Source organism: Collinsella sp. AM43-1 (assembly GCF_003467925.1).
GTDB lineage: Bacteria > Actinomycetota > Coriobacteriia > Coriobacteriales > Coriobacteriaceae > Collinsella.
Genome location: NZ_QSFR01000002.1, coordinates 97136 through 117059, shown reverse-complemented (window position 1 = coordinate 117059; position 19924 = coordinate 97136). Strand labels below are relative to the sequence as shown.

At 60.4% G+C, this 19924-nt stretch carries 15 protein-coding genes and 1 pseudogene; 7 read left to right on the top strand and 9 right to left on the bottom strand.

Features of this window, described 5'->3' with window-relative positions; all coding sequences use genetic code 11:
* The first annotated feature begins 5 nt into the window (after positions 1–5).
* Together DW925_RS01510 and DW925_RS01505 are read left to right on the top strand one after the other, a co-directional pair.
* Positions 6–2741 (top strand): sensor histidine kinase KdpD, encoded by a 2736-nt coding sequence (locus DW925_RS01510; RefSeq protein WP_117583372.1) that lies wholly within the window; start codon positions 6–8, stop codon positions 2739–2741.
* Positions 2734–3438, top strand: a complete 705-nt coding sequence (locus DW925_RS01505; RefSeq protein WP_117583373.1) for a response regulator — start codon at positions 2734–2736, stop codon at positions 3436–3438. The genes DW925_RS01510 and DW925_RS01505 overlap by 8 nt, the downstream gene beginning before the upstream one ends.
* Positions 3439–3729: 291 nt before the next feature.
* Here the strand turns inward: DW925_RS01505 and DW925_RS01500 are convergent, their stop codons facing one another.
* The 8 genes and pseudogenes from DW925_RS01500 to DW925_RS01465 all read right to left on the bottom strand — a co-directional run bounded on the left by DW925_RS01500 (position 3730) and on the right by DW925_RS01465 (position 13062).
* The gene (locus DW925_RS01500; RefSeq protein ID WP_035136858.1) at positions 3730–3930 is read right to left on the bottom strand and encodes a hypothetical protein; all 201 of its coding nucleotides are present in this window, start codon (positions 3928–3930) and stop codon (positions 3730–3732) included.
* A 237-nt stretch (positions 3931–4167) separates the two neighbouring features.
* Positions 4168–6495 (bottom strand): ferrous iron transporter B, encoded by a 2328-nt coding sequence (locus DW925_RS01495; RefSeq protein WP_117790220.1) that lies wholly within the window; start codon positions 6493–6495, stop codon positions 4168–4170.
* A 123-nt stretch (positions 6496–6618) separates the two neighbouring features.
* Entirely contained in the window at positions 6619–6840 is a 222-nt protein-coding gene (locus DW925_RS01490; RefSeq protein ID WP_006234774.1) for a FeoA family protein, read from the bottom strand.
* Between the two features lie 39 nt (positions 6841–6879).
* Positions 6880–7122 (bottom strand): FeoA family protein, encoded by a 243-nt coding sequence (locus DW925_RS01485; protein ID WP_233502896.1) that lies wholly within the window; start codon positions 7120–7122, stop codon positions 6880–6882.
* A gap of 185 nt (positions 7123–7307) precedes the next feature.
* Positions 7308–7556 (bottom strand): HPr family phosphocarrier protein, encoded by a 249-nt coding sequence (locus tag DW925_RS01480; RefSeq protein ID WP_117634215.1) that lies wholly within the window; start codon positions 7554–7556, stop codon positions 7308–7310.
* A 421-nt stretch (positions 7557–7977) separates the two neighbouring features.
* Positions 7978–9441 (bottom strand): annotated as a pseudogene (locus DW925_RS01475) (amino acid permease).
* 153 nt (positions 9442–9594) lie between these two features.
* Positions 9595–10050, bottom strand: a complete 456-nt coding sequence (locus DW925_RS01470; protein ID WP_117790219.1) for a hypothetical protein — start codon at positions 10048–10050, stop codon at positions 9595–9597.
* 3 nt (positions 10051–10053) lie between these two features.
* Entirely contained in the window at positions 10054–13062 is a 3009-nt protein-coding gene (locus tag DW925_RS01465; RefSeq protein WP_117790218.1) for a glycoside hydrolase family 2 TIM barrel-domain containing protein, read from the bottom strand.
* Between the two features lie 376 nt (positions 13063–13438).
* On the opposite strand from DW925_RS01465, the gene DW925_RS01460 reads away from it, so the two are divergent.
* The gene (locus DW925_RS01460) at positions 13439–14455 is read left to right on the top strand and encodes a LacI family DNA-binding transcriptional regulator (protein WP_117736199.1); all 1017 of its coding nucleotides are present in this window, start codon (positions 13439–13441) and stop codon (positions 14453–14455) included.
* Positions 14456–14760: 305 nt separating this feature from the next.
* Here the strand turns inward: DW925_RS01460 and aspS are convergent, their stop codons facing one another.
* The gene (aspS, locus tag DW925_RS01455; RefSeq protein WP_117770446.1) at positions 14761–16548 is read right to left on the bottom strand and encodes an aspartate--tRNA ligase; all 1788 of its coding nucleotides are present in this window, start codon (positions 16546–16548) and stop codon (positions 14761–14763) included.
* 256 nt (positions 16549–16804) lie between these two features.
* Between aspS and serB the strand changes: the two genes are divergently transcribed.
* The 4 genes from serB (at position 16805) to DW925_RS01435 (ending at position 19807) form a co-directional block, all read left to right on the top strand.
* Positions 16805–17440 (top strand): phosphoserine phosphatase SerB, encoded by a 636-nt coding sequence (gene serB, locus DW925_RS01450; protein ID WP_117563673.1) that lies wholly within the window; start codon positions 16805–16807, stop codon positions 17438–17440.
* Between the two features lie 114 nt (positions 17441–17554).
* Positions 17555–18337, top strand: a complete 783-nt coding sequence (gene larB, locus DW925_RS01445) for a nickel pincer cofactor biosynthesis protein LarB (RefSeq protein WP_117790217.1) — start codon at positions 17555–17557, stop codon at positions 18335–18337.
* 10 nt (positions 18338–18347) lie between these two features.
* Complete coding sequence (locus tag DW925_RS01440) at positions 18348–19265, top strand: LarC family nickel insertion protein (RefSeq protein WP_117790216.1); 918 nt, start codon at positions 18348–18350, stop codon at positions 19263–19265.
* A 2-nt stretch (positions 19266–19267) separates the two neighbouring features.
* Complete coding sequence (locus tag DW925_RS01435) at positions 19268–19807, top strand: TetR/AcrR family transcriptional regulator (protein WP_117790215.1); 540 nt, start codon at positions 19268–19270, stop codon at positions 19805–19807.
* Positions 19808–19924: the final 117 nt, after the last annotated feature.

The window sequence follows — 19924 nt, the reverse complement described above, 5'->3', positions numbered from 1 at the left end:
ACGCTATGCAGCGCGACGCATCGGACACTCGCGTCAATCCAGACCTCATCCTCAAGGCAATTGAGAAAGACGAGGCCGCCGATGACGCTCGAACCAGCCGGGGACACCTCAAGATTTTCTTTGGCTACGCTGCTGGTGCAGGCAAAACCTATGCGATGCTTCAAGCCGCCCACGCCGCCAAGCGGCGAGGTGTCGACGTCGTCGCGGGATACATCGAGCCGCACGAACGTCCGGCAACTGCCCATCTTGCACAAGGGCTTGAGAACGTGCCCTGTAAACTCGCTGAGCACAACGGCATTGCGCTCAGCGAGTTCGATCTAGATGCGGCTATCGAACGCGCCCCTCAGCTCATCCTTGTCGACGAGCTCGCCCATACGAATGCGCCGGGGTCTCGCCACGACAAACGTTATCAAGACGTCGAGGAACTTCTACATGCAGGCATCGACGTCTATACGACTGTGAACGTTCAGCATATCGAGAGCCTAAACGACATGGTTGCATCCATCACCGGCGTTGTCGTGAGCGAACGAATCCCCGACCGCATCTTCGATGATGCCGACCAGGTCGAGCTCGTTGACATAGAGCCCGAAGACCTACTTGAGCGCCTTCGCGCCGGCCTCGTCTACCGTCCCGCACAAGCCGAGCGAGCGCAACAGCATTTTTTTACCGTCGAGAACCTCACCGCACTCCGAGAAATCGCGCTGCGCCGCTGCGCCGATCGCACCGGCCACCTCACAGACGCCGCACGCGTGCTGGGAAACCGTGACTACTACACCAGGGAGCGTATCTTAGTCTGTGTCTCCCCGGCGCCGACCAATCCCCGCATCGTCCGTGCCGCCGCACGCATGGCGAAAGCGTTTCGCAGCGAGCTCGTCGCCCTGTTCGTAGAGAGCCCGCGCACGCAAGCCATGAGCGATGATGAGCGCGCCAAGCTTGCAGACAATATCGCCCTAGCCGAGCAGCTCGGAGCACATATGGAAACCGTCTATGGCGACGACGTCGCGTTTCAGATCTCCGAGTTCGCACGCCTGTCGGGTATTTCGAAGATCGTCATGGGGCGCACGGGCGAGCACAGCAGCGTCCGTCAGGCCCTCTTTGGCCGCAAATCTCTCGTAGAACAGCTCATAACATTCGCCCCGAACCTCGACATTTACATCATTCCAGACCAGTCGACTCCGCCCTCCCGACCCAAAGGACGCCGCCATGCGCTCGCCCTGCAGCCGCCCAGCAGCCGAAACGTGCTTCGCACGCTGGCCCTCTCTCTTGTCGCCACAGCGATCGGCACGGCTTTCCGCCATCTGGGATTTGCCGATTCCAGCATCATATCCCTCTATATCCTCACGGCCCTGCTGACCGCCGTCACCACGACGGGGCGTATCTGCACGATCGTATCGAGCGTGCTCTCTGTAGTGCTTTACAACTTCTGCTTCGTAACGCCTCTGTTTTCGCTCGCCAGCTACGACCGAAGCTATCTGGTCACGTTCGGCATCATGTTCGCTACCGCTATGGTCGCCGGCGAGTTAACTGCGCGCATCGCCGACAACGCCCGTACCTCCGCCGAGAACGCATTCAAAACGCGCGTACTCCTCGAAACGAACCAGCTCTTGCAGCAAGCCCATAGCGCGGAGGAGTGTGCCCGCGTCGCCATGAACCAACTCATCAAACTGCTAAAACTCGACGTGGTCTTCTACACCGCCGAACACGGCACGCTCGGCAAGACGCTCTATGAGTCCGCTGGCACCGAAAACCGATCCGCGTCGCTGCTCACCGACTACGAGCGCGCTGTTGCAACCTGGACCTACACCAACAACAAACGCGCGGGCGCAAGCACGCGGACCCTGCCCGAGGCGCGCTGCCTCTACCTCGCGGTTCGCACCGGCGACAAGGTATTCGGTGTCATCGGCATCGACCTGGAGGGGCGCGAGATCGAAGCCTTCGAGCATTCGATCGTCCTATCTATCGTAGGCGAATGCGCCTTGGCGCTCGAAAGCGACCGGGCGGCGCAAGAGCGCGAAGAGGCTGCGGTCTTGGCGAAAAACGAGCAGCTGCGCGCCAACCTTTTGCGCTCCATCGGCCACGATTTGAGGACACCACTCACGGCTATATCCGGATCTGCGGCAATCCTTCGGAAGAGCGACGAGAAGCTCAGCCTCGAACAACGCTGCGATCTTGCCGATGCCATCTACGACGACTCCCTCTGGCTTATCGATACCGTGGAGAACCTCCTCGCCATCACACGCGTCGAGGATGGCACCATTTGCCTCAACTTCACATCCGAGCTCATCGACGAGGTCATCGAGGCCGCCCTCAGCCATGTCGCCCAAGCATCGCATGGACGTACCGTCACCATCGAGCACACTGACGACATCCTGCTGGTACGCATCGACGTCCATCTCATCATGCAGGTGCTTACGAATCTCATCATGAACGCCTTCAAATACACGCCCGAGGACTCGACTGTCACCATCAGCGCACGTCGCGAGGGTGCGTTCGTCGTGGTGGACGTCGCAGACGATGGGCCGGGTGTGGCAGACTGCGACAAGCCTCATATCTTTGAGCGCTTCTTCACCTCACGCAATACGCGGCCCGTGGATTCGCGTCGAAGCATCGGCCTTGGGCTGTCGCTCTGCCGCTCCATCGTGGAGGCGCATGGCGGCGTCATCGAAGCTCGCGACAACCACCCCCATGGGGCCGTCTTCCGTTTTACCCTGCCCGCCGAGGAGATCGAGATTCATGAATAATGCCGCTAAGCCACGCATCCTCCTGGTCGAAGATGACCTGACCGTTCAAAACCTCGTTTCGACCGCGCTTGACCTCCACGGCTATGTCGTGAGCAAGGTTTGCAACGGCCAGGCCGCCATCATGGATGCGGTGTCGCACGGCCCCAGCCTCATCATGCTCGACCTCGGCCTTCCCGACATTGACGGTATCGAGGTCATCACGAAGATCCGAAGCTGGTCGGCAGTCCCCATTATCGTCATTTCGGCGCGCACCGAAGATTCCGACAAGATTGCAGCACTTGACGCAGGGGCAGACGACTACCTCACCAAGCCCTTTTCTGTGGATGAGTTGCTCGCGCGCGTCCGTGCGAATTTGAGGCGCTCCTCGATGGCGTCAAGCGAATCGACAGAAGCGAGCACGTTCGACAACGGTCCGCTGCATATCGACTACGCCGCGGGATACGCGACGAAAGACGGACGCGAGCTCTCGCTCACCCCAACCGAGTACAAATTGCTCGTCCTTCTGGCGAAAAACGTCGACAAGGTGCTCACCCACACCTTCATCACCCGCGAGATATGGGGCACGAGCTGGGACAGCGATCTGGCGAGCCTGCGCGTGTTCATGCGCACCCTGCGCAAGAAGATCGAGGCAGACCCCTCTCACCCCAAGATGATTCAGACGCACATGGGTGTCGGGTACCGCATGCAGCGTCTCTAGCCCACCCCACAAAAAAGTTGCGGTGGAATACGGAGTAGATAAGGCCTTTGACGGCCAAAACAGTCTGTATTTCACCGCAACTGATGGGCGGGATGGAGTTAGAGGCCCAGGTAGTTGGTCATGCCTTCGACGGCGAGATTGGCGCTCGCTACGGCATGGACCACGGTGAGCGGGCCGTTGACCACATAGTTAGCGATACCCAAAAATACTCTTCAACTCGCCACACTCTCCCCCAAATGTGCAAAGCGCCCCGCGAACGGATGCTCGCGAGGCGCTTGGGTGCCTGGACCTTTATTTGATACCGCGGCCCAAGTCTTCGGCGATTTTGTCCACGCCCTTAAGTGCGGCGCAGGTCTTTTTGTTGGAGCAATGTCCCGTGCAAACGCCACCCTGAGCGCAATCGGCGCAGGTGCCTTTGCGGTAGATGCGCACGCACACGGCGACAAACGCAATGCCGATAACAGCCAACACAACAATATCGATAGGTGCCATAGCAAGCCTCCTCTAGTTAACCACCACTTACTTTACCCCATCTTCCACCTGCCAAAAAGGGACAGGTATATTTTGGTCGGTTTTATCTGCGGAAACGCCACATCTTAACTTCTGGTGCAAGGGGGTCAGGTTACTTTGCACCAACCTGGTGCAGATAAACCTGACACCTTTGCACCAAAAAGCCCGGGGTCACTGGGACACCCGGGCTCGTGAAAAGGGGCTAATCCTTATTCGGACTTAAGCGGAAACTGCGGCGGAAGCAGTGTTGGTCTCGTCCTCGTCGGTCCATGCATGCTTGGGCATGGGACGGAAGATCTGGAAGAGCATCGCAACCAGCAGCACGATGGCCACAACCGTCCAGATACCAAACTGCCCAAGAACAAGCAGGTTATAGAACTGGTTGATGAACAGGCCGATGACCCAAGCAAAGGCACACTCGTAGCCGATGGCAATCGCGGTCCACTTACCGGAGTTCATCTGGTTACGGATGGTGCCGATAGCGGCAAAGCACGGAGCGCACAGCAGGTTGAAGGCACCAAAGGCGACGCAAGCGCCCATGGTCGGGAACATAGCCGCAAACGCGGTCCACAGGCTCGGGTCGGTCTCGCCGGCGTCGGCGACAGAGAGCAGCGAGCCGGCGGTGGCGACAACGTTCTCCTTGGCGACGAGGCCAGAGACGGTCAGCGCGGTTGCCTGCCAGGTGCTAAAGCCGAGCGGGGCGAAGATCCAAGCGACCAGGTTGCCGAACATGGCAAGCACGGAGTAATCCATGAACTCCTCGGGGATGCCCTCCATGGAAGGCAGGTAGCCAAAGGCGCCGTTGTAGCTACCAAAGTTGGAGAGGAACCAAACGACGACGGTGGACGCAAAGATGACCGTGCCGGCCTTCTTGATAAAGGCGAAGCAGCGCTCCCACACGTGCAGCGCCCAAGAGCGGATCGCCGGGAAGTGGTAGGCAGGAAGCTCCATAACAAACGGCGTCGGGCGGCCGGCGAAGAGCTTGGTCTTCTTGAGCATGAGGCCCGAGGCAATGACGGCAAAGACGCCCAGGAAGTAGAAGAGCGGGCTGATCCACGCAGCGGTGGTAGAAGAGTCGCCAATGATGGAACCCATGAGCAGGGCGATGATCGGCAGCTTGGCGCCGCAGGGGATGAACGTGGTGGTCATGACCGTCATGCGGCGGTCCTTCTCGTTCTCGATGGTCTTGGTGGCCATGACGCCGGGGACGCCGCAGCCCGAGGACACGAGCATGGGGATAAAGGACTTACCGGACAGGCCAAAGCGGCGGAACACGCGGTCCATGATGAAGGCGACGCGGGCCATGTAACCGCAGTCCTCCAAGAAAGACAGCATCACAAAGAGCAGGAACATCTGCGGGACGAAGCCCATGATGGCGCCGATGCCAGCCACGATGCCGTCGCAGACGAGCGAATCGACCAGACCACCGTCCTCGGTACCGCCCGCCACGAGAGCGTCATGCACCGCGGTGGTGATACCCGGGACATAGGGGCCGTACTCCGCCGGGTCAATCGAATCGGCGTCGTCGCCCGCGGCCTCGACAGCCTCATCGTAGGCGTCGCGACCCTGGCCGAGCACATACCAGCCGTCGGTGCCGAAGAGCTGGTCGTTGGTGAAGTCGGTCACCGTGCCGCCCAAGGTAGAGACGGCAATGTAGTACACGCAGAACATGATGACCACAAAGATCGGCAGGCCCAGGATACGGTTGGTAACCACGCGGTCGATCTTCTCGGAGGTGCTCATCTTGGCAGGGGCCTTGGTGAGGCACTCGTCAATGATGTGGGCGATCACGCCGTAGCGCTCGCCGGTGATGATGGACTCGGCATCGTCGTCGCAATCCTGCTCGCACTGGGCGACCAGCTGCTCAACGCGATCGGCCTTCTCCTTGGTGAGGTTGATGAGCTTGCAGGCGTCCGCATCGCGCTCAAACAGCTTGACGGCGTAGTAGCGACGCTTGTTGGCGGGAACGCTCGCCGGCAGGTTGTTCTCGATGTGGGTCAGAACGTCCTCGATAGAAGAATCGAACTTGTGCTCCGGCACCTGGCCCTTGGAAGCAGCGGACTTCTTGACCTGCTCGAACAGCTCATTGATACCCTTGTTCTTAAGGGCCGAGATCATCATGACCGGGCAGCCGAGCTTCTTGGAAAGCTTGTCCGTGTCGATCTTATCGCCGTTCTTCTCCACGAGGTCGGCCATGTTGAGGGCAACGACCACGGGCAGACCGGTCTCGATGACCTGAAGTGCCAGGTACAGGTTGCGCTCCAGGTTGGTGGCGTCGACGACCTGGACGACCACATCGGGCTCGCCGCTCATGAGGTAGTCGCGCGAGCACTGCTCCTCGGGGCTGTAGGGGGAAAGCGAGTAGATGCCGGGGAGGTCCGTAATCGTGACGTTCTTGTCACTCAGGAGCTTGGCTTCCTTTTTCTCAACCGTGACGCCGGGCCAGTTGCCAACGTAGCCGTTGGCGCCGGTGATCAGGTTGAAAAGCGTGGTCTTGCCGCAGTTGGGGTTACCCGCCAGCGCGACATGGATCTGAGAATCCGCCATTCAATCCTTCTTCCTTGTGTGCCCGCGCTGCTTTCTCCGCACGGGTTGGATAATGTGCTTCAACATTGCAAATTTAAGTTAGAAAAACCTAACTTTATCTGCATAAATAGTTGCCGCGGGCCCTTACTGGACCTCGACGACGGCAGCCTCCTCCTTGCGGATGGAAAGCTCGTAGCCGCGCACGTTGATCTCGACCGGATCTCCGAGCGGTGCAACCTTAACGACCTTGAACGAAGTGCCCTTGATGAGGCCCAGGTCCATAAGGTGACGGCGAAGCGCGCCCTCGCCGTGAAGCTTGACGATGGTAGAGCTCTCGCCCACCTTAACGTCACCCAACGTCTTCATATTCTTTTCCCCCTTTCAGCTTTAATGAAATGCTGCGAACTAACCGACGGTCATGATGTGCATGGCGACCTTGGTATCGATACCAAAGCGTGCGCCCAGCACGGTGACGATGATATTGGCGCCACTCGAGCTCACCACGTGAACCTCACTGCCCTCGACAAAGCCGAGGTCCTTGAGGTGGTGCTTCATGTCCTCATTGCCCTTTACACGAGACACGCGCACGGTTTCGCCCGCTTTCACCATCGAAAGCGGCATGGCCGGCATCTGCGGTCCGCAAGACATGAGTGTGCTCCTAACGTCAGTTCGTCCTCAACATCGACGCAGCAAAAGTTAACCACGTCTATGTTCGCTACAGTAAACTAGCACGTGGTTAACTTTTTGGAAAGGGTTCCTATTCAGTTTTCGAAAAAGTTTCCCATATGAAACAGGTGTGACAAGGGGACAGCCCCTTTGTCACATTGTTGCGTTTAGAGGGAGAGGTTTCTGATCGACGTGACGCACGAGGCCTCGTCTACGCCCGAAATGCGGAAGATGATGTCCTCGCCGCACTCGCCGTAGAGAGCCATGAGCCCCATTACATCGCGGCCGTCGGTATGGCGATCGCCGATGCTGACCGATACGTTGCTACGATGCTTGGCAATAATGTCATAGAGCAGTGCAACCGGGCGGGCATGCAGTCCCAACGGATCTTTAATCGTCTTTGTAAACTCGACCATGTCCCCTCCCACGGCATCGCACATTCGGCCGGCAAACCCAGCCACGTGGTAGTTATTGTAGCGTTAGATGCTTGTCGAGAGCTCCTCTGAACACCTCGTGGGCAAAAAGTGGCAAATATGAGTACTGTCACCAATTTAGTAGCAGCAAAATCGAGAGCAAATTGCCTCCTTTGAGCGATTCGAAGAGGTTGAAAGCCGTCAAACGCCCTTTAAAGGGGGTTATATAAATTGATTTTGAGCCCATTTTTGCTCAGAACAGGCCGAAAAATATGACACCTCTTTTGCAACAGTACTCATATTTGGCATTTTTTGACCACGGGGTCCAAAACCATGCCCCAAAACACAAAAGGAGGGGCCTCGTAAGGCCCCTCCTTAGGAAAGGGAATCGATTTATTCCACAGCCGTAGATTAATCCTAGCCACTACTCCATCATGTCGAGGACGGAGGGGCGCAGCTCGCTCTCGGCGGCCTCGGGATCGGTCTCGCGCAGGCGGTTGATATAGCGGTTGTACCACATCACGGCAAGGCCCAGGAAGACAACTACACCGCCAACGTTGTAGACCAGCGTCAGCCACAGCGGCTGATCGAGCGGGATGGTGCCGCAGACAAGCACAAAGCAGAAGACCACAAGCAGGAATGCGGCAACGACCAGACCAAAGCTGCGCGAGCCCATGCGGAAGCCACGGGGAGCAGCATCGAAGTTCTTGCGCAGCATAAAGTAGGCAAGCAGGATCAGCAGCGGCGGGAGCAGAGCGGTGGCAGCCGTCATGTTGGTGACGATCATGAGCAGGTCGTCTAGGTTGCCGGAGCCCAGGGCCGGGATGATCAGGATGGGGACGACGATGGCAAACTGCAGCCAGGCAGCGCGGGCAGGAATGCCGTGCTCGTTGAGCTCGACGATCTTGCTACCAAAGACGCCCTTGGGGATCTCGGTGAAGAAGACCTTGATGGGAGCAGAGGTCCACATCATGAGGGAGCCCAGCGTGGCAGCGAGAAGGATCAGGCCAATGACGCGCGTGGACACTTCCATGGGAATGCCAAAGTGGGCAAAGACAGCGCCGAATACGTCGAAGATACCGGTGGAGATGGCAACGCCGCCCTCGGGAATGAACAGGTTGACCAGCAGCGAAGCGCCTGCGTACAGAAGGCCGATGGTCAGGCCGGCGATAACGACGGTGCGCACGAAGGCCTTGACGCCGCCCTTAAGGTCGTTAAGGAACACGCCGACAGACTCAGCGCCGCCAACGCCCTGGATGATCCAGGCAAGCGTACCGAAGAAGCCCCACATAGTTGCGAAGTTGCTCATGTCGGGAGCCATGTTAGCGGGGGTAGGAGCCGTAGCGAACTCGACGCCGCCAAAGGCAGCAGCCAGGGACAGCAAGATGAACACGGCAGTCAGGCCGAGAGCCGCGGTCGAGCCGAAGGAGGAAATGGAGCCGATCCACTTAGCGCCCTTGGTCGAAACTCACGTGGCGATAGCAAAGACGACGATCTCGATAATGGTGATCCACAGCTGCGAAAGCTCGGCATTGGCACCAAAGAACACGTAGCTCGCGTAGATGATGACGTTGGGCAGGACGGACGCAAAGTAGAACAGGTTAACGAACCAGTAGCTAAATGCCGTCAGGAATGCCCAGCGACCGCCCATCGAGGTCTTGACCCAGGCGTACACGCCCGACTCGGAGTCCTTGTTAAGGCCGACGAATTCGGCGGTAACCAGGGTATAGGGGACAAAGTACAAAAGCGTAGCGAAAAAGAACGACGGCGCAGCTGCCAAGCCGATGGCCGCGTTGTTGTTGATGATGTTCTTGATACCGAACACGGCGGCGACCGTCATGCCCAGCAGAGCGAACGAACCAATCGTTCCTCGTTTTTCAGAGCTCATAAGCCCTCCCAATCATCCGTTATATCTCATCTAAAACCGTCCGGACTGCAAGCGCAATCGTGGACGGCGCACCTGCTAAGGGGAATGGGGAAAAGGGAGTCAACAAAGCCATCCCCCTTAACGGCGCGAAGCAAACGCCCAAACGGACGAATACTACTTGTTGGGGAAGGAATAACCTTCAACCGTCACGTGCAGTACCACGACGCGGGGATCCGCGACATCGGCCACGACACGGTAGGCCTCGTCGATCTCGACGACGGCAACGCCGCCGGCGGGAATCGTCACGGTCTCCCCCGTACCCTCAAAGCGCTCGCGATCGTCGATATCGCTGTAGGCGCGCGTGCAGGTAAGATCCGTCTTGGAAGCCACCTCGACGGTCAGGTCGCCATCGAGCGGGGCGAGCACGGCATGGTAGCGACGGTGACCGACCAGATCGGCGGTAGCTGCCTCGTGGGCGTTCACCCACCAGTACACCAACGAGTCGCCGATGGAGTACGCCACGTCGTGCTGCAGGTCGGCAACACCATCGAGCGCCTGGCCGGTGCGCATCCACTTCTTGACAGACTTCATCTGAGCGTCGAAGTCGGCGCGCGAGTTAAAGACATGCATGACTTATGCCTCCTTAATGGGTGCCAGCGCCTGAGCCAGATCGGCAGACGTCAGCGGTCGCAGGGACACCTCAAAGCTGAAGCTCTCAAAACGGGTGCGGTAGGAATCGAGTACCTCGGAACCCCAAGAGTTCGAGCCAAGGCCGAGCAGCTGGTCATTGATGTTGACCGTGACCGTATCACCCTTGACAAGGTCGTAGACGTGCTTGGCGTTATCGATGGCCTCGCAGCTATAGGGCCATGCCGAGAACGAGAACGGGTTGGAGGCGGCGTCAGCCGGACGAGTCACCAACACGCCGTCACCGTGACTGGAGCGCAGGGCAACCCAGCGGGTACCCTCGCGGTTGGCGCAGTCCTGAGGCATAACGTAGGGCGTGAACATGTCGTCGACCGTAGTGCGGTAATGGCCGACCGGGTTGGCGCGCAGCGAGTCCGGATAGTTCTCGCCCGGGCCGTGGCCGTACCACTCAACGGCACGATCGCAACCGGGAACCTCGAAGGAGATGCCGATGCGCGGGATGATATCCGAGTAATCGCCGTAGGGCTCGCCGGAAACCTTGAGGTCGACGCGGCCGCTCGGAAGCACGGTGTAGACGAGCTCGACGCGCATGCCGAACGCGCGGACGGGAGGAGCGATACGCTGGCTCACGGTAACGACGACCGCATTGCCATCCTGCTTCCAAGAAACCTTGCGGGTAGACGTCTGCATCACATCGATGAAGTTGTCCTTCCACAGGGAGTCATACTCCTGGGCGTGGTTATCGACGAGCGGATGCCAAAAACCAACCTGGGGACCAGAGGCCATTACGTCGCGGCCGGATGCCTTCCACTCGCTCACGGTACCGTTGACTTTGCTGAAGGTCAGCTCGCCGTTGAGGGAGTGAATGCGGATCTCTTGCTCGGTCTCCTCGACCGTAAGCTCAGGACGAGCGGGGGCGGCGATGGCCGGCGCCGGATGGTTTGCGATGGCAAACTGGCTTGCGCCCAGCTGGAACATCGGCTCGCACCAGGCGTGAGCCGCCATGGTGTAGGCGCGCACGGTCAGCAGGGTCTCGCCTACCGCGGCCTCGCGAATCACCAGTGGCAGCTGGACGGATTCGCTGGGAGCCACCGCGCCGGGCATAAGCGTCTTGCGGCACACTACATCGCCGTCTACCAGGGTCTCCGCCGACAGGCAGACATCCTCGAGGGTAGTAAACCAGCGCTTGTTCGTGACGGTCAGCTCGCCCGCCTCGGTGTCATAAGCCATGCGAACCGGGCAGATGACCTGGCCATACTCGGTAAGGCCCGGGCTCGGCTGCTGCCAAGGGAACACCATACCGTCGATGCAGAAATTGCTGTTGTTGGGGTAATCGCCATTGTCGCCGCCATACATGTCGTAGGCAACGCCGTCCTCGGTCACAGCAGCCAGACCGTGGTCGCACCATTCCCAGATAAACTGGCCTTGGATGCAATCCCAGCGATCGAAGACCTCCTGGTACTCGGACAGACCTCCGGGACCGTTGCCCATGGAGTGGCCGTACTCGCAGTTGATGCGCGGCTTGGGGAAGGGATGCTCACCAAAGTCGTTCATCTGCGACACACGGGAGTACATCGTGGAAATGACATCGACGGTATCGGCGTTGCGGTCCTCCTCGTAGTGGACCGGACGACCGTCGAGCTCGTGAGCCTTGGCGTACATCGCGCGGATGTTGCAGCCATAGCCGCTCTCATTGCCCATCGACCACATAATGATGCAGGCGTGGTTGCGCTCCTGCATCACCAGGCGCTCGACGCGGTCGACGTAGGCCGGCTCCCATGCCGGGTCGTCGGTGACCAGAGCGATGTTGCCGATATTCTCGAAGCCGTGGCTCTCCATATCGGTCTCGGCGACCAGCATAATGCCGTACTCATCGCACAGCTCGTAGAAGCGCGGGTCATTGGCATAGTGAGAGGTGCGCACCGCGTTGATGTTGTGTCGCTTCATGAGCTCCAGGTCGCGGCGCATGCGATCGAGGCCCACGGCGCGGCCCTTGTGATCGTCGTGATCGTGACGGTTGACGCCATGCATCTTAAAGTAGGTGCCGTTGAGGTAGATATGGTTGCCCTCGACCGTCACCTCGGCAAGGCCCTGGCGATGCGGAACGTACTCGCTGACCTCGTCACCGTCGTAGACCTCAAACGTAAGGTCATAGAGGAAGGGGTCCTCGGGGTTCCAGAAGTGGGCATCGGCAACGCTGCACTCGGCATGGCCGTCGACGCACTCGCCCGTAGTGACCACGTTCTCGCCATCGCTGAGCGTAAACACGACGCGGGTAGCGCCCTCGGCCACCGTCTCGAGCGTGATCAGAGCGGCATCGCCCTCGCGGTGCGTGCGGAACCTAAAGTCGACCAGGTGCGCGGCGGGACGCTGCATAAGGTACACATCGCGGAAGATGCCCGAGGCCCACCACATATCCTGGTCCTCGATATAGCTGCCATCGCTGTACTGCAGGACCTTGACCGCAAACAGGTTGTCGCCCTCGACGAGCGCGTTGGTCACGTCGAACTCGGCAGACAGGCGCGAACCCTTGGTCATGCCGATAAACTGGCCGTTGACGTACAGCTCGCCATAGCTCTCGATGCCGTCGAAGCGAATGATCTCGCGAGCGCCGGCGGGGATGGCGGGAAGGTTGACGATGCGCTGGTAAACGCCCGTGGGGTCATCGGAGGGAACAAACGGCTGGTCCACCGGGAACGGGAAGCCCTCGTCGGTATAGGCAAGATTGCCATAGCCGTCTACCTGCCACAGGTGCGGAACCTCAACGTGATCCCACTCGGGCTTATACGTGGAGAGCTCCTCGTCGGAAACGGCCGCGGGGCCCTCAAAGAGGCGGAACTGCCACGAGCCAGACAGCTGGACAAACCCGCGCGACAGCTCGCGGCTGTACGTAGCGGCGAGATCGGCGGTCTCATAACCCATAAAGTACGCATGGGGTGCCAGGCGGTTCCTGTGGGTGAGCGCTTGGTTTTCCCAATCGTTAATGGCGTCCATGGTGATGCTCCTTCGTCATCGTAGTGATTCTTGTGCAACCGGTTGTCCTTATCTTACGGGCGATGCAAAAAACCGTGCAACCGGTTGTCCGCTGAACGGTCGATTTGGCCGGATTAACGGTGCAACCGGTTGTACAACCGCGACACTTATGTCACCCTGAATATCGAAACCCAACGCAAAACATCGTTCTTAAGCTCGTAGGCAACCGCCACGCCCGCTGATATCTCACCCACACGAGACGTATTCGATTGCGGCTTGGTTGCAAAACGACACCTGTCACCGGATATCATGAACGCTGTTCAGGTGCACTATAGTAAGCTGTATCCGCACCAGCCCGTATCAGTGACAACATCGACCGCATTTTCCAGGAGACGCCATGACCCAACCAGTTCGCACCGCACCTACGCTTGCCGAGGTTGCCGCAGCTGCCGGCGTGTCGCGCTCCACGGCATCGCGCGCCCTCAACGATTCGCCCCGCATTAGCGAGGAAACCAAAAAGCGCGTCCGTGCGGCGGCCAAGAAAGTCAATTTTGTCCCCAACGCTCGCGGCCGAGCGCTCGCTGTCGGGCGCACGGAAATCATCGCCGTGCTCGTGACCGAGCCCCTGAGTGAGCTCTTCAGCGACCCCACCTATAGCGAATTTTTGAGCGGCATTACCGAGGAACTGTCGGAGTCGTCCTATCTGCCCGTTATCTTGCAGGCGTCTTCTACGCATGAGCGCAACCGCGCACGCGAGCACTTTGAGCGCCGCTCGTTCGACGCCGTGATCGACGTCTCCCCTTACAAGGGCAGCGAGCTGCTCGAGGTGCTGCGCGAGCTGGGCGTACCCACCGTGTTGTGCGGCCAGCTCGAGGGCCACCCCTATCGCGATGTGTTCTCGACAGTCTACTCTGACGACGAAGAGGGTGGACGCTTTGCGGCACTCGCTATGAAAGAGCGCGGGCGCAAAGATATCGTCGCCGTGTTGGGACCGCAAGACAACCCCGCTGTTGTCGACCGCCTGCGCGGCTACCGCACCGTCCTGGGCGAAGACCTCCCAGGCGCAAACGTTATCTATACCGGCTGGAACAGCGGAGACGGCTATCAGGCCATGCACCAGATCCTCGCGCGCGAGATTGCTTTCGATGGCGTGCTCTGCGGATCGGACCGTATCGCGGCTGGCGTCATCACCGCACTCAACGAGGCAGGCCTATCTGTTCCGGCGGACGTTTCCGTCGTCGGCTTCGACGATCACGAGATTGCGGCGCGCTGCGTCCCCGCGCTCACGACCGTCCGCCAGCCCCTGCGCGAAGAAGGCCACATGGCCGCCAACATTGCGCTCGACATGATCAAGGGCGCCGAGCCCACCACCTCCGTGATGCACATGCAGCTCGTTCAGAGAGACTCGCTGTAGGAAACTGGGCCGGGCTTTTCGCCAGACAGTTGTTGCGGAAAGCCTGCCCCGTTTTGAGCGCTCATTCTGGGGCACAGTTTCCGTTAGACCGCTCAAGCGGAAACTGTGTCCCATTATTTTGCCGAATTCTGGGTCGCGCTTTCCCAGAGGACCCCCTTTGGGAAAGCGCGACCCGTTCTGGACGCAGATTCCGGGACGCACTTTCCGCAACGCCCGGTCATCCCATGCCCTCACAATCTCGGCGTATAAAAAACGAGGGAAGGCACGCGTCCTTCCCTCGTTGCGGGCAATATGTAGCCGCTCGCCTACATCAGGCGCAGGCTGACGTCCTTGAGCTGGGCGCCGGAAACGGCACTCGGAGCGCCCGACATAAGGTCGGAGCCGCTGGCCGTCTTGGGGAACGCCATGACGTCGCGGATGGAGTCGGAACCGGTAAGCAGCATGCACACGCGGTCCAGGCCCAGAGCAAAACCGCCCATCGGAGGTGCACCAAACTTGAGCGCCTCCATGAGGAAGCCGAACTGCGACTCGGCGCGCTCCTCGGTAAAGCCCAGGAGCTTGAGCATGGACATCTGCATCTCGGCGTTGTGGATACGCATACCGCCGCCGCCGGCCTCAAAGCCGTCCATGACAAAGTCGTAGGTGCACGAACCGGCTGCCAGTGGATCGGCCTCGATCTTGGCGATGTCGGTCTCGGTCGGCAGGGTGAAGGGCTGGTGCTCGGCAGCATAGGCCTTGCGATCCTCGTCCCAGTGGAACAGCGGGAAGTTGACGACCCACAGGAAGTCGTGGCCCTCGCGCTTGATCTCGAGCGCATTGGCCATGTGGGAACGCATGCCGCCCAGGATCTCGTCGGAGAGCAGGCGCGGACCGGCGGCGAACATCACAAGGTCGCCGGGCTCGACGTCCATGCGCTCGCGCAGAGCGGCCATCTCCTCGTCCGAGAAGAACTTGACGATGGGGCTGTTGATGGAGCCGTCCTCGCGGAAGGCGATCCAGGCAAGGCCCTTGGCGCCAAACGTGGAGGCCACGCCGGCGAGCTTGTCGATCTTGGCACGTGCCCAGGCACCGGCGCCCTTGGCGTTGATGGCCTTGACGACGGAGCCCTCCTCGTTTGCAGCAGTCGCAAAGACCTTGAACTTGGAGTTGGCAAAGATGTCGGTCAGGTCGACCAGGTGCATGCCGTAGCGAGTATCGGGCTTGTCGGAGCCATAGGTGTCCATGGCCTCCCAATAGTCCATGCGACGCAGCGGTGTGGGCATCTCGACACCCATGCGGCCGAAGGCATCGGCAAGAACCTCTTCGAGCGCGCTCATAACGTCGTTCTGGTCCACGAAGGACATCTCGATATCGACCTGGGTGAACTCGGGCTGACGGTCGGCACGCAAGTCCTCGTCGCGGAAGCACTTGGCAACCTGATAGTAGCGCTCGACGCCACCGACCATAAGCAGCTGCTTCAGGAGCTGCGGGGACTGCGGCAGGGCGTAGAAGTTGCCCGGCTGGATGCGGCTGGGGACGATGAAGTCGCGGGCGCCCTCGGGCGTAGACTTGAACAGGGAGGGCGTCTCGACCTCCATGAACTCACGGTTGTGCAGCGCCTCGCGAATGGCAAAGGTAAAGTCGGAGCGCAGCTTGAGGTTGGCCATCATCTCGGGACGACGAAGGTCCAGATAGCGATAGCGCAGGCGGGTGTCCTCGCTGGTCTCGATGCCGTCCTCGATTTGGAACGGCGGGGTGACGGACGTGTTGAGCACCTCGGCGTGGTCGGTCAGGACCTCGATCTCGCCGGTCGCGAGCTTGGTGTTGGTGGTCTCCTCGCCACGGGCGCGCACGACGCCGTGAATCTTGATGGGCCACTCGGGACGCATGGTCTCGGCGATCTTAAAGGCATCGCCGTCGGAGTGCTCGGGGTCGAAGGTGAGCTGCGTGATGCCCTCGCGGTCGCGAAGGTCGCAGAAGATAAGGCCGCCGTGGTCGCGGCGACGGCTCACCCAACCGGTGAGGGTGACCTCTTCGCCCACGTTCTCGAAGCGAAGCTCGCCGCAGGTACGGGTGTGCATGGAATGCTCATCGATGGGACGGGTCTGGCTCATACCAGTGATCCTCCTTTATGGATCTGTGCCGCCCCGTGTCGTTCCGGGCGGCGTCGTACAGATTTGCCCAGCCTGCGTAAACCGCGCAGCCAGACATGGCGTTCTATCTTATCGCACTCGCGTCGATGTGCCGCTAAAAAGTGGCTCCTGCCCAAAGACTTGACGGAGACGAAACAATTGACGCGCCGCGGCACCCGCCCGCGCTCGTCACGTGCGACAATATGCCCCAATAAAGCAGCACTCGGAAAGGCCCGCCATGACTGCACGCCTCATCGTTATGGATATCGACTCCACGCTCATCAACCAGGAGGTCATCGACCTGTTGGGCGAAGAGGCCGGCGTGGGCGAGCAGGTGGCACAGATCACCGAACGCGCCATGCGCGGCGAGCTCGACTTTAAGCAGGCGCTCGAGGAGCGCGTGGGGCTGCTCGCCGGCCTGGACGAGAGCGTGTTCGAGCGCACCTTTGAGCGCGTGACATTTACCCCCGGCGCGTTGGAGCTTGTGCGCTCGGCGCACAGCAAGGGCTGGAAGGTCGGCGTGGTGAGCGGCGGTTTCCACGAGGTCGCTGACAAGATCGTGGCTGCCGCGGGTATCGACTTCTGCCTGGCCAATCGTCTGGAGGTCGTGGACGGCAAGCTCACCGGTAAGTTGGCTGCCGACATTGTGACCAAGGAGTCCAAGCTCATCCAGCTGCTGGACTGGGCAGTTGAGTGCGGCGTCGATATGGCCCACACCGTCGCGATTGGCGACGGTGCCAACGACATCCCCATGATTCAGGCCGCGGGCACGGGCATCGCGTTTTGTGCCAAGCCCAAGACGCGCGAGGCCGCCCCGTTTGCCATCGACGAGCGCAATCTGATGCTCGCCATGGACATCATCCTGCGCGACTAGCCAATCCGTCTAACAATTGATTCAGTCTGTCCTATAGTTTCCGAACAATTTTGTCCTAGTGTTCGGAAACATACCCTTTGAGTGCTAGACTTTGCGCCGTCGAAGGGAACATATATGGATAAGCGAGATCTTGAGCAATTGCTGAGCGATGTTGCCGGCGGAGCAGTCACCCCTGCCGACGCCCTCACGCGCATCCAGACGGCTCCGACCGCCGATTTGGGCTTTGCGCAGCTCGACCTTTCGCGCGGGGTGCGCCAGGGAGCCGGCGAAGTTGTCTACGGTGCCGGTAAAACCGCCGAGCAAATTGCCGCCATTATCAAAGCATTACTCGATGCCGGCCAGGAGCGCATCCTGGTCACGCGCCTGGACGACGAAAAGGCAGCCTGCACCTCGGAGCTCCTCGGCAACGGCATCGACCTGGGATATGTCCCGGACGCCCAGCTCGCCCTGGTGGGTGGCAAGCCCTCCCCCAACGGCAACGGACGCATCGTCGTCGCCTGCGCCGGCACGAGCGACCTGCCCGTTGCCGAGGAAGCCGCGTTGACGGCCGAGTTCTACGGCAACGAGGTCGATCGCCTCTACGACGTGGGTGTCGCCGGCCTGCACCGCCTGCTCGCTCATGCTGAGGAACTTGCCCAGGCGCAGGTGGTCATCGCCATCGCCGGCATGGAAGGCGCCCTGGCGAGCGTCATCGGAGGCCTTGTGAGCTGTCCGGTCATCGCCGTCCCCACCAGCGTGGGCTATGGCGCGAACTTTGGCGGCGTTGCCGCGCTGCTCGCCATGCTCAACTCCTGTGCCAGCGGCGTTTCGGTCGTCAATATCGATAACGGCTTTGGTGCCGCCTACCAGGCAAGTCTTATCAATCATCTGAGCGCCGGCACGTCCTGCGCCCGCTAAGGAGCATTTCATGTCCAACCATCACCACACGCTTATCATCGACGGCACCTCGGGCATCAGCGGCGATATGACCGTCGCGGCCCTGCTCGACCTGGGCGCCAGCGAGAAGCATCTGCGCGAGCAGCTCGCCACGCTGCCGGTCGACGGCTTTGAGATTGCCGTTACACGCGCAAACAAGCATGGCATCGACGCCTGCGACTTTGACGTTCAGCTGGCAGAGGAGCTCGAGAACCACGACCACGACATGGCCTGGCTCTACGGCAACGAAGCGCCTGCCGAGCACATGCACGAGCATGAGCACCACCATCATGATCATGGCGAGCATGAACACGAGCACTGCCACGAGCATGACCATGAGGCCCACGGTCATGGCCACGAGGGTCACCATCACGCCCACCACCATCACCACCGTTCTTTGGCGGATGTCACCGCCATCATCGATGGCTCGCAGCTAAGCGATGGCGCCAAGCGTCGCGCGCTCGCCATCTTTACCGCGCTCGCCGCCGCCGAGGCCAAGGCTCACGGCAAAACGCCCGAGACCGTCATGTTCCACGAGGTGGGCGCCGTCGACTCCATCGTCGACGTCTGCTCTGTCGCCATCTGCCTCGATGACCTGGGCATCGAGGACATCGTGGTTGAGTCGCTTTCCGAGGGCCACGGCACCATCCGCTGTGCCCACGGCCTTATGCCCATTCCCGTCCCCGCTGTCGTCAACCTGTGCCAGGCGGGCAATATCGCCCTCACGCCCGCACCGGTCGCCGGCGAGCTCGTGACGCCCACGGGCGCCGCCATCGTTGCCGCACTGCGCACGTCCGAGCACCTGCCGGCCCGCTACCGCATCGAGGCCGTCGGCTACGGCGCCGGTAAGCGCCCCTACGAGGGTTGCTCCGGTACGCTCCGCTGCCTGCTCGTTCACGCGGACGCATAGCCATGGATGCCCGCAAGGCAAAAAGCCGCGCCGCCATCGTTGCAGCATTCTCCGAGCTCCTTCGCGAGGAAGACTACGGCAAGATCACCGTCGGCGACATCATCGCTCGCGCCCATGTGGGTCGGGCCACGTTCTATGGCCTCTTCAAGAGCAAAGATGACCTACTGTCCGAACTCGTGAGCGACATCTGCACCCACGCTCTCGATGATGACGGTACGCCCCTCGATGACCCACTCGTACAGGTCGAACATATCCTCAACAACCTCTGGGAGCGCCGTCAGGGTGTACGCGCCCTCGTAGCCGGCGCCGGCTCACGCGTCTTCGCCGACTGCTTACGCAAGACCATCATGTCACGAGCAGCCGAAACCGTCCCCAACGGCCCCCAAGGGCCCGCCGGCACCATGGACCGCAGCTTCCTCCTCCACCACATAGCCTCAAGCTTCGTAGGAATGGTCCAATGGTGGGCCTGGCACAACTTCGAAGCCAACAAAGCCGACGTAGCCAAAAACTACCTCTCAGCCATAGCGCCCCTCTTCAACTAAGTACCCGCTCAGCCCCAAAGCGCAACCCCCATCTCAAGGCACCGCCCCACCCCAAGGCGCCACGCATCCCAAAGTGTCAACAACAGCCCAGCGCCCCTATCAGCAACAAGCCCCTCC